Source organism: Agrobacterium tumefaciens str. B6 (assembly GCF_001541315.1).
In the GTDB taxonomy this organism is placed as follows: Bacteria; Pseudomonadota; Alphaproteobacteria; order Rhizobiales; family Rhizobiaceae; genus Agrobacterium; species Agrobacterium radiobacter.
In genome coordinates this window covers 10,909-23,485 of sequence record NZ_LMVK01000003.1, presented here as the reverse complement: position 1 = coordinate 23,485, position 12,577 = coordinate 10,909, and the positions used below count along the sequence as shown (strand labels likewise).

At 61.0% G+C, this 12,577-nt stretch carries 9 protein-coding genes; 1 reads left to right on the top strand and 8 read right to left on the bottom strand.

The window, feature by feature from the left end:
- Positions 1–7 precede the first annotated feature (7 nt).
- The 4 genes from kdpA to ASB65_RS04265 form a co-directional block, all read right to left on the bottom strand.
- Positions 8–1,711, bottom strand: a complete 1,704-nt coding sequence (kdpA, locus tag ASB65_RS04280) for a potassium-transporting ATPase subunit KdpA (protein ID WP_060723125.1) — start codon at positions 1,709–1,711, stop codon at positions 8–10.
- Between the two features lie 33 nt (positions 1,712–1,744).
- Positions 1,745–1,834, bottom strand: a complete 90-nt coding sequence (kdpF, locus tag ASB65_RS04275) for a K(+)-transporting ATPase subunit F (RefSeq protein WP_003506089.1) — start codon at positions 1,832–1,834, stop codon at positions 1,745–1,747.
- Positions 1,835–2,152: 318 nt separating this feature from the next.
- Positions 2,153–3,106 carry an asparaginase gene (locus tag ASB65_RS04270; RefSeq protein WP_060723124.1) on the bottom strand — a complete coding sequence of 318 codons (954 nt, stop codon included), beginning with the start codon at positions 3,104–3,106 and terminating at the stop codon, positions 2,153–2,155.
- The gene (locus ASB65_RS04265; protein ID WP_060723123.1) at positions 3,103–4,560 is read right to left on the bottom strand and encodes an amino acid permease; all 1,458 of its coding nucleotides are present in this window, start codon (positions 4,558–4,560) and stop codon (positions 3,103–3,105) included. The genes ASB65_RS04270 and ASB65_RS04265 overlap by 4 nt, the downstream gene beginning before the upstream one ends.
- A 270-nt stretch (positions 4,561–4,830) precedes the next feature.
- On the opposite strand from ASB65_RS04265, the gene ASB65_RS04260 reads away from it, so the two are divergent.
- Positions 4,831–6,258 carry an aspartate ammonia-lyase gene (locus ASB65_RS04260; RefSeq protein WP_223567300.1) on the top strand — a complete coding sequence of 476 codons (1,428 nt, stop codon included), beginning with the start codon at positions 4,831–4,833 and terminating at the stop codon, positions 6,256–6,258.
- On the opposite strand, the gene ASB65_RS04255 is transcribed toward ASB65_RS04260, so the two are convergent.
- The 4 genes from ASB65_RS04255 to ASB65_RS04240 all read right to left on the bottom strand — a co-directional run bounded on the left by ASB65_RS04255 (position 6,227) and on the right by ASB65_RS04240 (position 12,370).
- Positions 6,227–6,943 carry a FadR/GntR family transcriptional regulator gene (locus tag ASB65_RS04255; protein ID WP_003506080.1) on the bottom strand — a complete coding sequence of 239 codons (717 nt, stop codon included), beginning with the start codon at positions 6,941–6,943 and terminating at the stop codon, positions 6,227–6,229. The two genes, ASB65_RS04260 and ASB65_RS04255, sit on opposite strands and share 32 nt — an antisense overlap.
- A 197-nt stretch (positions 6,944–7,140) precedes the next feature.
- Positions 7,141–10,212 (bottom strand): efflux RND transporter permease subunit, encoded by a 3,072-nt coding sequence (locus tag ASB65_RS04250; protein ID WP_020808555.1) that lies wholly within the window; start codon positions 10,210–10,212, stop codon positions 7,141–7,143.
- A complete protein-coding gene (locus tag ASB65_RS04245; protein ID WP_020808556.1) occupies positions 10,209–11,294 on the bottom strand; it encodes an efflux RND transporter periplasmic adaptor subunit in 1,086 nt (361 codons plus the stop codon). The genes ASB65_RS04250 and ASB65_RS04245 overlap by 4 nt, the downstream gene beginning before the upstream one ends.
- Positions 11,294–12,370 (bottom strand): efflux RND transporter periplasmic adaptor subunit, encoded by a 1,077-nt coding sequence (locus tag ASB65_RS04240; protein ID WP_020808557.1) that lies wholly within the window; start codon positions 12,368–12,370, stop codon positions 11,294–11,296. The genes ASB65_RS04245 and ASB65_RS04240 overlap by 1 nt, the downstream gene beginning before the upstream one ends.
- Positions 12,371–12,577: the final 207 nt, after the last annotated feature.

Below are 12,577 nucleotides of genomic sequence, written 5' to 3'. Positions count from 1 at the left end.
CATCACCTCAGAAGAGCTGGCCCGCCGCCATGACAAGATGTTCGGCAACGGGGCCGAGTGCGAGCGCTGGCAGGAAGGTGAGACCACCGACAATCAGGATCGTGCCGGCAAGCAGGCCGACGAAGAGCGGACCATCCGTCGGGAAGGTGCCGGCTGAGGCCGGAACGGTCTTCTTGGCGACCAGCGAACCGGCAATGGCGAGCGCCGGAATGATCACCAGAAAACGACCCATCAGCATGCCAAGGCCAAGCGTGATGTTGTACCAGGTGGTATTACCCGTCAGCCCGCCGAAAGCGGAGCCGTTATTGGCGGCGGCGGAGGTATAGGCATAGAGGATTTCGGAGAAGCCGTGCGGTCCCGCCGTACCGATCGACGCCACGGCCGAGGGAAGGACGGTGGCCGTTGCCGTGAAAGCCAGCATGGCGAGCGGCAGGCAGAGAATGGCCAGAACCGCCATTTTCATTTCCTTGGCCTCGATCTTCTTGCCGAGATATTCCGGCGTGCGTCCGACCATCAGACCCGCCACGAAGATGGCGATGACGATGAAGAGCAGGATGCCGTAAAAGCCCGCGCCGACACCGCCGACGATCACCTCACCCAACTGCATGTTGATGAGGGGAACAAGACCGCCCAGCGCCGTGAAGCTGCCATGCATGGCATTGACCGCGCCGCAGGACGCAGCTGTGGTGATGACCGCGAAGAGCGACGAGAGCGCCACGCCGAAACGGACTTCCTTGCCTTCCATATTGCCGCCAGCAAGGCCGAAGCTGTGCATCAGCGGATTTCCGGCCGCTTCCGCCCAATAGGTAACGGCGACGCCGGCGATGAACAGAACGCCCATGGCGGCGAGGATCGCCCAGCCCTGGCGCTGGTTGCCAACCATGCGGCCGAAAACATTGGTGAAGGCGGCGCCGATCGCGAAGATCGACACCATCTGGATCATGTTGGAAATGGCGTCGGGGTTTTCAAAGGGATGCGCGGAATTGGCGTTGAAGAAACCACCGCCATTGGTGCCCAGCATCTTGATCGCCAGCTGCGACGCCACGGGACCGACGGCAATCGTCTGCTGCACGCCTTCCAGCGTCTGCGCATTCACATAGGCGCCAAGGGTCTGCGGCACGCCGAGCCACACATAGATGAGGGTCAGCACGATGCAGAGGGGCAAAAGCACGTAGAGCGTTGAGCGGACCATATCCACCCAGAAATTGCCGATCGCCTTGCCGGAGGCGCGTGAAAAAGCGCGGATGAGGCCGATGGCGATTGCCATGCCTGTCGCCGCGGAAACGAAGTTCTGCACGGTGAGACCGGCCATCTGGGTCAGATAGGACAGCGTGCTTTCGCCGCCATAATTCTGCCAGTTGGTGTTGGTGACGAAGCTGACCGCCGTATTGAAGGAGAGTTCCGGCCCAACCGCCGCCATTCCCTGCGGATTATAAGGCAGCACGGCCTGAAAACGCATCAGGGCATAGAGCAGGGCAAAACCGAGGAGGTTGAAGAGAAGCATGGAGAAGGCATAGGTCGTCCAGTGCTGCTCCTCGCGCTCGCTTGTCCCGGCAAGGGCATAAAGGCCGCGCTCGACGGGTGCGAGAACCGGCGACAACAGGGTGCGTTCGCCATTAAAGACACGCGCCATATAGAAGCCGAGCGGCTTCACCAGCGCAAAAATGATCCCGCAGAAAAGCAGGACCTGAAACCATCCATTGAGGGTCATGGTATTGAACTTTCAATAGCCGTCGTTTCCCGATCAGAAACGTTCGGGGCGAATGAGAGCATAGGTGAGATAGGCGGCGATAAAGACCGTGACGGCGCCGCTCAAGATATAGTCGAATGTCATCGCAGCCTCCCGTCTAAAGCCGGTCGCAGGCGCGCGTATAGGCAAAGCAGAGGGCGAAAAACACCGTGGCTGCACCGATCAGAACAACATCCATCATCGATGGGACTCCTTTTTATTCGAGGAGCCGGACAGGAAGAAAAGCGCCGTCATGTGGGACGTCGCTTTTCAATCTTTCTGGCTGAGAAGGGAACACCATCCCTTCCCGCACAGAAGAATGCACCCGAACCGCATAAAGGTTCGAGACGGCCACAGAGGCAATAAAATAGGAATCCTATAGGAATTTCGACGCCCGCCGGTCGCGGACATCGCTGCCGCTACTTAAGAGAGCGGGCTGTCGCTGAAAGCGGACATGATGGTTTCCGCCGGACTTTTATCGGCCAGCAGCGCGGCCAGCAAAATGCGGGCCTGTCCCGGACGAAGCGTGGATGAATGTACGGCGCCCGCCGCGACAAGATCATGCCCCCCGCCGCCGCCGCCGTAACTTGCCACGAGCCGCCCTTCGGGCACGCGGCTGGAAACGATGACGGGAACGTTGCGTTCGGCGCAGCGCTTCACGGCTTCAGCGATACGCGGATTGGCGTTGCCGGAACCAAGCGCCGCAAGAACGATCCCTTTCGCTCCCGCCTGCAGGCTTGCATCAATATGGGTGGCATCACAGCCGGGATGAATGGCGACGATATCGACGCGCTGATCGGTTACCGGGGCGGAAAGCCGCAGCGTTGCAACAGCAGTCAGCGGCCTGGCCGAGCGGAAGGCGTCCGCCTCGTCCGCGCTCAGCTTGTAAAGTCCCCAGGCAGGCAGACAGCGGCCGCCGAAGGAGAGAAGCACGCCCTTCCCGGCATTCGCCTGATCGAGCGCTGTTTCTATGGCCCGGGCCAGATTGGCCGGCCCGTCCGCGTCCTTATGGTCTGCCGTAAACTGCGCGCCGGTGAAGACCACCGGCTTTGTGATGGCCTGCTGCAAATGCACGAGCAGCGAGGATTCTTCCATGGCGTCGGTGCCATGCAGAACCACGATGCCGGCAACGGCGGGATCATCAAGCTCTGCCCCCACCGCATCGCTGATGCGCTGCATGTCTGCCAATGTCAGGCTGGAGGAATCCTTCGCCATCAGATCGACCGGCTTCAGCCGGGCGCTGATTTGCGGAACCAGCGTCAGCAGGTCCTCACCCGAAAGGCTGGGCGTGCTGACGCCATCGGCGCTACGCCGGCTGGCGATGGTGCCGCCGGTGGCGATGACCGCCACCAGAGGCGTTGCGCCCTGCCCGCTCAATGCGACGCTCCTGCACCGGCACGCTCGGCCGCCAGACGGTGGATGCGCTCACGCAAGAGATACCAGCCAATGACGAGCGCCGGGATGATGACGAACAGCGAGGCGATGGTCCAGGAGCCGACGGGATAGTCGAAGGCCATCAGAACCAGCACGCCGAACAGGAAGATGAGCGTGAGAATGCCGGTGTAGGGCGCGCCGAACATGCGGAAATCCGGACGTGCAAGCTCGCCACGCCTGGAAAGCTGCCAGAGCTTCAGCTGGCAAAGCACGATGACCGCCCATGCGCAGATGATGCCGAGCGCCGACAGGTTGAGCGCGATTTCGAAAGCGGCGGAGGGAACGACCGCATTCAGGGCCACGCCGAGAACGGTGACGACGGCCGTGACCGCAATGCCGCCATAGGGCACGCCATTCTTGTTCATCTTCGCCAGCGCCGCCGGAGCAGAGCCGGAAACCGCCATGGAATGCAGGATGCGGCCGGTGGAATAAAGACCGGCATTGAGCGAGGACAGCACGGCGGTCAGAACGACGAGGTTCATGATCACATCGGCACCCTCAACGCCGATGGAACCGAAGAAGGTGACGAACGGGCTCTCGCCGGCCTTGTAAGCGGTGTAGGGCAGAAGCAGCGTGAACAGCAGTACCGAGCCGACATAAAACACGACGAGACGCAGGACCACGGCGCGGATGGCGCGCGGCATGACCTTGCGCGGGTCTTCAGTTTCGCCCGCCGCCGTGCCGATCAGCTCAATCGAGGCATAGGCGAACACCACGCCCTGTATGATGACGAAGGCTGGAAGAATGCCATTCGGGAAGAAGCCGCCATTATCCGTAATGAGGCTGAAGCCGGTAACGTGGCCTTCGATGGGTGTGCCGAAAATGACGAAATAGACGCCAACGACGAGGAAAATGGCAAGCGCGAGCACCTTGATCAGGCTGAACCAGAATTCCAGCTCGCCGAAGACCTTCACCGACAGCATGTTCATCGCCAGCACGACGACCAGTGCCGTCATCGCGAACACCCACTGATCGATACCCGCCAGCCACGGTACGTATTGCTTGAAGAAATTCATGTAGAGGGCGACGGCGGTCACATCGGCCACAGAGGTCATGGCCCAGTTCAGCCAATACATCCAGCCGGCCGCGAAGGCCATCTTCTCGCCGTAGAACTCGCGGGCGTAGGAGACGAAGGAACCGGAACTCGGGCGATGCATGATAAGCTCGCCTAGCGCGCGCAGCACCAGAAATGCAAAGAAACCGCAGAGCGCGTAAACGAAAACCAGCGCCGGACCGGCCTGCGCTAGACGCCCGCCCGCACCCAGAAAGAGGCCCGTGCCGATAGCGCCGCCGATGGCGATCATCTGGATCTGGCGCGGCTTCAAGGCCTTATGGTAACCGAGGTCCTCTTCGATGAAGACCTCACGTTCGGCGGGTGCCGTTTTTCCAGAATGCATGGATTTATCCTCCCGATAAAACGCTTGTAATCGGCAATAAGCCGGAAATCAAAGTGGAACTGGCGTCGTCCCCAAGGCTGGAAATATGGCCAGCGAATGCGCGCATGCTGTAAAGCTGCATGACAGATTTTTGCCCTCTTAATTGCAGAGACTGGCTTTCGTCAAGAGCCACCGGGCAATATTGACCTTCCCCCTCCTTGGGAATATGGTCATCAAATCTGTAAGACAGCTTTACAGATTTTGCAACGCTTAAAGCCAGTGGAGGACACAGTGAGCGTGACGCGCAGGGAGCATGATTTGCTCGGAACGAAGGAAATTCCCGCGGATGTCTATTGGGGCGTGCACACCGCGCGCGCTGTGGAAAACTTCAAGATCACCGGGGTGACCATTGGCCACAACCCCTATCTCGTCCGGGGACTGGCCTATGTGAAGGAGGCGGCGGCACGCGCAAATCACGAGCTCGGCCTGCTCGACACCGAACGAATGGAAGCCATCGCCGAGGCCTGCCGCGAAATCCGCGCCGGCGCGTTGCATGAGCAATTCGTGGTGGATGAAATTCAGGGCGGAGCCGGCACCTCCACCAACATGAATGCCAATGAGGTCATCGCCAACCGCGCGTTGGAACTGCTTGGCCACGAAAAAGGCGACTATGCCCGCCTTCACCCGAATGATCATGTCAATCTCAGCCAATCGACCAACGACGCCTATCCGACCGCAATCAATGTCGGACTGATCGAGGCGATCGACGATCTGGCGGCTTCCATGGGCGTTCTGAAGGACGCTTTCGACCGCAAGGCGCAGGAATTTGCCGGCTTCATCAAGATCGGACGCACGCAATTGCAGGATGCCGTGCCGATGACGCTCGGCCAGGAGTTCCGCACTTTCGTGGTGATGCTCGGCGAAGATCAGGCGCGCCTGATCGAATCCGCGGCATTGCTGCACGAGATCAATCTCGGCGCCACCGCCATCGGCACCGGGCTGAATGCACCGCGCGGTTATGCGGCGCTCGCCTGCCAGCATCTGGCGGAACTGACCGGACGACCGCTGGTAACGGCCGCCGACCTGATCGAGGCCACACAGGACCCCGGCGCCTTCGTGCATCTCTCCGGCGTGCTGAAGCGCGTCGCCGTGAAGCTGTCGAAAACCTGCAACGACCTTCGCCTGCTCTCTTCCGGCCCGCGCGCCGGGATCGGCGAAATCACCCTGCCCTCGGTTCAGGCGGGTTCCAGCATCATGCCGGGCAAGATCAACCCGGTCATTCCCGAAGTGGTCAACCAGGTGGCCTATGCGGTGATCGGCAACGACATCACCATCACCATGGCCGCCGAAGCCGGGCAGCTGCAGCTCAACGCCTTCGAGCCGATCATCGTGCGCGCGCTTTCACAGAGCATCAGCCAGCTCAGCGCCGCCTGCCGCACCTTGGCGGAACGCTGCGTCGACGGCATCGTGGCCAATCCGGCCATCATGGCGCAGCGCGTGGAAGAATCGATCGGTCTCGCCACCGCGCTCAACCCGCTGATCGGTTATTATGCGGCAACGGAAGTAGCCAAGGAAGCGCTTGCCAGCGGCCGCACGGTGCCACAGGTGGTTCTGGAGCGCGGTTATCTCACCGATGCGCAATTGCAGCAGGCGCTGAGCCCGCGACACCTTGCCAACCTGCCTGCCGTCACGGCTGGCGAAGCCGATCTTCGCCAATGATCGTCGTCACCACCTGCTTCACCTGCCCAAGGTGAAGCTCCATCGCCTCCCGCGCCTCTGGCGCTGAACCCCGCCGGATCGCCTCGACGATCCGGCGGTGCTCGAAATTCGACGCGACGCGGCGGCCGGCCATCAGGTTCACCATCTCGGATTGCTGGGATAGGGCTTCGCGCGCATCGGCCACCACCTTGGCGAACAGCCTGTTGGCCGAGGCTTCCGCAATGGCGCAATGAAACTGCCCATCCAGCAGCACCCAGGGATGCGGCCTTTCTTCGGCTTCCATCCGATCACAGAGGTCAAGCAAGACCTCCAGCTGGGCATCGGTCCGCCTCAACGCCGCCCAACCGGCTGCCGGCACCTCGATGAAGGGGCGGGCCTCGATCAGATCGCGGGCGGAATAGGCGCCGTAATTTAATTCGGAAGGTGGCGTCGGCGTCATCACATAGGTGCCGCTTCCAGTGCGGGTCTGCGTCAACCCCAGGGTCTGGAGCGAGCGCAGCGCCTCGCGAATGATCGGCCGGCTGACGCCATATCGCGCTGCCAGATGGGCTTCCGAAGGCAGCCGGATGCCGACCGCAAGCTGCCCCGAGGTGATGGCCGAACGGATATCATCGAACACCGCTTCTGCGGCATTCTTGCGATTGATCGGCTGCCCATCCGCAAGCCAATCCGACAACCCGCCCATCTTTAAACCCTCCGCACTCTCAATATGTCCGCAATATCAACGCAAAACCAGACAACCGTCCAAACGCAAAAGGACGGCCGCCGCTCTCGCAGCTAAGCCGACCTTCCTAACATTATCCTGACCGCGGGAACAACGACGGTGGATATTTTTGTTGGAGCGAGGGGACAACGACGCCGTACCCTCGCCCCGCACCGATGTCACGCCTTGATTTCTGTTCCCTCCGGCTTGTCATCCTCACGCGGAATGCGGAACCAAGCGACATAGAGCGCGGGGAGGAAAAGCAGCGTGAGCGCCGTACCCACCACGATGCCGCCCATCATCGCATAGGCCATCGGACCCCAGAATATCTCCCGGGAGATGGGGATGAGGGCAAGGGTGGCGGCCGCCGCCGTCAGCATGATCGGCCGCATGCGGTGCTCGGTCGCCTCGATGACGGCATGCCATGCCGAGACCCCTTCGCTTCTCAGATGCTCGATCTGCACCACCAGAATGACCGAGTTGCGGATCAGGATACCGATCAGCGCCAGCACGCCGAGAATGGCGACAAAGCCCATCGGCGCATTGGAGAAGAGCAGCGCCACCACGACGCCGATCAAGGCCGTCGGCGCAACGGCGAAGACCAGGAACAGCCGGCTGAAGCTTTGCAGCTGAACCATCAGGATCGTCGCCATCGCAAACAGCATCAATGGCACCACGGCAACGATCGGAGCCTGCGAATCCGCGCTGGATTCCACGGAGCCACCGACTTCCATCTTGTAACCGACGGGAAGCGTCTTCTCGAAAGCCTCGAGTTTCGGCTTCAGCTGCTCCACGATCGTGGCTGGCTGTGTTGGGCCGATAATCGCGGCCTTGACGGTGACTGTCGGGATCCTGTCACGACGCCAGATGGTCGGCTGCTCCAGTTCGTAGCGGAAATTGGCAATCGCCGAGAGCGGCACGGCCTTGCCGTTCGTCGCCGGCAATTGCAGGTTCTGCAACGTCTCGATGGACCCCCGCTCTGCCAGTTGCGCGCGCGCCACCACGTTGACGAGGTAAATATCGTCCCTGACCTGGGTCACGGTAGAACCCTCGACAATGCTGTTCATGGCATTGGCGATATCTTCCGAGGAGACGCCGAGCTGCCGGGCCTTGTCCTGGATGACATCGACCTTCACCACGCGCGTCGGCTCGTTCCAGTCCATCACGAGGTTCGAGAGCAGCTGATGTTCACCGACGATACCGGACAATTGCTGACCGAGTTCGCGGACCTTCTGGATATCAGGACCGCTCAGGCGATATTGGACCGGTTTCCCGACGGGAGGACCGATATCGAGCAATTTCACGAAGGCGTCGGTGCCGATGAATGTCCGGTCCAGATAATCCTGCAGCTCGGCACGCACCTTGTCGCGCACATCCAGCCCCTTGGTGACGATGACCGTCTGGCCGAAGGTGACGTCAGGTGTCTGCACGTCGAAGGACAGGATGAAACGCGGTGCGCCTTCGCCGACATAGGTCGTCCAATGGTCGATATCCGTATTTTTCGCCAGCATTTCCTGCTCGAACTGCGCCATCTGCCGGTTGGTTTCGGCAATCGAGCTGTTCTGCGGCAGGTTCCAGTCGACGATCAACTCCACACGGTCGGATGACGGGAAGAACTGCTGCTGCACGAGGCTCATGCCGCCGACGGAAAGGCCGAAGAGGGCAATGGTGAGGATGATCGTCACCCAGCGCCAGCGCAGCGCCCGCCCGAGGAGCCAGGAAAAGGCGGAGGCGAACCGGCCCTTCTTTTCATGGTGCGATTTCATCGTCTTCGGCAGGATCGTGACGCCGAGAAGCGGCGTGAACAGGACGGCGACGATCCACGATACGATGAGCGAAACGGCGATCACCACAAAAAGCGTGAAGGTGAATTCACCCGCCGCGGAGTTGTTGAGACCGACCGGAATGAAGCCTGCCACGGTGACCAGCGTGCCCGTCAGCATCGGGAAAGCGGTGGAGGTGTAAACATAGGTCGCCGCTTTTCTGAGATCGTCTCCGACCTCGAGCCGCGCGACCATCATCTCGACTGCAATCATCGCATCGTCGACGAGAAGCCCGAGCGCAATGATAAGGGCGCCGAGCGAGATACGTTGCAGCGAAATGCCTGTGTATTCCATGTAGACGAAGGTGATCGCCAGCACGAGCGGAATGGAAACGGCAACCACCATGCCGGCTCTGAGGCCAAGGCTGATGAAGCTTATGACGAGAACGATTGCAATCGCCTCGAACAGCGCCGAAGTGAAGCCGGAGACCGCTTCATCGACCACGGCCGGCTGATCGGATACACGATGCACATCGACACCAACAGGCAGATCCGCCACCACACGCTTCATCTGTGCATCCAGCGCCTCGCCGAAATGTAGCAGGTTCGCGCCGGTTTTCATGCCGATCGCAAGGCCGATAGCCGGCTGGCCGTTAAAACGGAACAGCGATGACGGCGGATCGACATAACCGCGCCTGATCGTCGCCACTTCCGTCAGCGGGAAGAACCGGTTGTTGACCCGCAGATTGATGGACCGCAGGCTGTCTTCAGAAGTGAACTGGCCGCTGACGCGCAGCGCCACACGCTCAGGCCCGGCATTAACGAAGCCGGATTGCGTGACGGCGTTCTGGGATTGCAGCGTCTTGATGATCGACTGTTGATCGATGCCGAGGGCTGCGATCTGCCGCGTGGAGAACTCCAGATAGATCGTCTCGTCCTGCGCGCCGATGACATCGACCTTGCCGATATTGTCGACGGTCAGCACCTTTGCACGGGCATCCTCCACCAGGTCGCGCAATTGCCGCTGGCTGAGACCATCGCTGGTGAAGGCGTAGATATTGCCATAGACATCGCCGAAACGGTCATTGAAGAAGGGGCCGACCACGCCGGAGGGAAACTCCCCCTTGATGTCGCCGATCATGTTGCGCACCCGCACCCAGGTCGGTTCGACATTGCGTGCCTTGGTTTCCGGCACCAGTTCCACGAAGATTGTGGTGCGGCCAGCCACCGTCTGGCTGCGCAGATGGTCGAGATTGTCGAGCTCCTCGAGCTTCTTTTCGATCCGGTCCGTCACCTGCCGGGCCACTTCCTCCGCGGAAGCACCGGGCCATTGCGCGCTGATCACCATCGTCTTGATGGTGAAGTTCGGATCTTCCTCACGGCCGAGGTTGAGATAGGAGAAAACGCCGGCGAGAACGAAGACCAGCATGAAGTACCAGACGAGCGAACGGTGTTCGAGCGCCCAGTCGGAGAGATTGAATTTCTTCACTGACGGACCTCCTGATCGATCCTGATGGCCTGTCCATCCTTGAGCTTGTGAACACCGGCGCTAGCGACGCGCTCGCCGGGCTTGACGCCGTCGGTGATACGCACGCTGCCGCCCTCAGTCGGCTCACCTTCTATCGTGACAGGGCGCAACGTCACCGTTGCCTTGTCGGCATTGACGATCCAGACACCCCACCCACTATCTGTTTTCAGCAGGGCTGATGCGGGAAGCATGATCTGCGGTTCGGATGCGGCAAGCACCGAGGCCGTGACGACGGAACCCAGCCTGAATGCCGGCGGCGCATCCTGCAGGCTGATCTTCGTGCGGCGCGTGCGCGTTGCCGTTTCGGCTTCCGGAGCGATCTCGCGCACCACGCCGGTGGTGCGGATTTTCGGGTCAAGCTGCAGGGCGATCTCGAAGGCGGAACCGATCTCGAGCCGCTGCGCCGCAAATTGCGGAACATCGACCACCACATCGCGCACTTCCGGCCGGGCAATCGTCACGACCGTTTGGCCGGCCGAAACAACCTGACCGATTTCGCCTGAGGTTGCCGTCACCACGCCGTCAAATTCCGCATGCAGCTGCGCATAACCCAGCTGCTCCTCGGCCTTGTCCAGATTGGCGCGGGCCTTGGCGACGGCGGCGTTGGCGGTGCGTGTTGCCTGTTCGGCTTCTTCCAGTGCGGCTTCCGTGCCGCTGCGGGCTTCAGCCAGCACGCGCTGACGCTGTTCCGTCGTGACCGCGTTGGCCAGCTGCGCTTCCGCATTGGAAAGATCGGATTGCGCACTCTTCACCGCAAGCTCGAGCGCCAGCGGATCGATCGACGCGACCACATCGCCTTTCTTGACCAGATCGGCCACATCGACATTGCGGGCGATGATCCGACCGAGAACACGAAAACCGAGATCGGTCTGAATACGCGATTCCACCGTGCCGGTCAGCCGCAGCGCATCGGCGGGCTTCTCTTCCACGACGACGGAAAGTACCGGACGCGGCGCCTCGGCGGCGGCTTCCTGCTTCTCCTCGCAGGAGGAGACCGCAATCGCCACAGCCACCAAAAACAAGCTTCTGTATATACTGGACATTATTGTGCCTGCCCCTTTTCATAGGCGACTTTTTCACCGGTGCGGAGAAATTTGGTCCCGACGGTGACGACGAGATCGCCGGGATTAAGTCCTTGCGCGATGACGAATTGACCGGTCTCGTAGTCAGCGACCTCGACGCGCCGCATGGCGATTTCCGAGGATTGCGGATCGACCACCCAGACGGCGGGAAAGCCGTCCTGCGACGTCATCGCCGACCAGGGAAGCTCAATCGCATCGACCTGCTTGAAGCGGAAATGGCCGGATACAGGCGCCCCGAGCGGCATGGTCAGATCACCGTTCAGACCCACCTTGACCCTGATCGTTCCATTGTCGGGGTCGATCGTCGGAGAAATCTCCCGCACCGGCGCCGCAACGCTGCGGGCGGGATCTGACAGGAGGCTGACATTGACGAGATTGTCGATGTCGCGCTCGAGAAACAGGGATTCATAGACATCGAAGACCGCATCGCGCGGTCCGTCATGCGCCAGCGTGAAGACAAGCTGGGCGGCCTGCGCCACCTGGCCGACTTCGACATTGCGCGCCGTGATCACGCCGTCCGCATCCGCCCTGAGTTCGGTGTAGGACAGGGCATCCCGTGCCGTGTCGAGCTGCGCCTGCGCCGATCTCACCGCGCCCTGCGTCGTCAGCAGGGTTTCCTGGGCCTTGTCGACTGCCGAACGCGAGGTCACCTGCGTCCTGAACAGGCTTTGCTGACGGTCGAACGTCAATTGCGCCTGCGTCTGCTGCGCTTCTGCGGATTGCAGGTTGGCGAGCGCAACATCGAGATCGGCCTTTTGCTCTTCAGGATCCATGCGGGCAAGCAATTGCCCGGTCTTGACCCGTGTACCCACATCCACCAGCCGCTCGGTGATCTTGCCGCTGACCCGGAAAGACAGGTCCGTCTGGACCCTTGCCCTCACTTCACCCGTTATGACGCTGCCGCGATCAACGGGCTTCTTTTCAGCCGCGACCACGCCGACGGTGCGCAGCGGCTTTTCCGCAGGCGGCTCTTCATTGCTGCAGGACGACAGGGCGAAAATGCCGCCAAGCGCCGCCGCGATAAGGATGGTTTTCATGGTGACCTCTTGATCTTCGCCTCATCCTATAATATTTGACTGACTGAATAGTCAATGAAATTCTTATGCCGCCGATCGGGGATCTGTCCGGAACATCAGGCCAACCTCCCGAATGATCATTCCACTTCGTCCGGCATATCCTTGCGGGCGCATTGGCAATGTTCCGGCATATTGAAGCATGCGCGCGCCTTCACAAAAATCCATTCC

What these genes read in the sequence shown, in the direction of transcription:
- kdpA (WP_060723125.1), bottom strand. Translation starts at nt 1,711, where the DNA reads ATGACCCTCAATGGATGGTTTCAGGTCCTGCTTTTCTGCGGGATCATT.
- kdpF (WP_003506089.1), bottom strand. Translation starts at nt 1,834, where the DNA reads ATGACATTCGACTATATCTTGAGCGGCGCCGTCACGGTCTTTATCGCC.
- ASB65_RS04265 (WP_060723123.1), bottom strand. Translation starts at nt 4,560, where the DNA reads ATGCATTCTGGAAAAACGGCACCCGCCGAACGTGAGGTCTTCATCGAA.
- ASB65_RS04255 (WP_003506080.1), bottom strand. Translation starts at nt 6,943, where the DNA reads ATGGGCGGGTTGTCGGATTGGCTTGCGGATGGGCAGCCGATCAATCGC.
- ASB65_RS04245 (WP_020808556.1), bottom strand. Translation starts at nt 11,294, where the DNA reads ATGTCCAGTATATACAGAAGCTTGTTTTTGGTGGCTGTGGCGATTGCG.
- ASB65_RS04240 (WP_020808557.1), bottom strand. Translation starts at nt 12,370, where the DNA reads ATGAAAACCATCCTTATCGCGGCGGCGCTTGGCGGCATTTTCGCCCTG.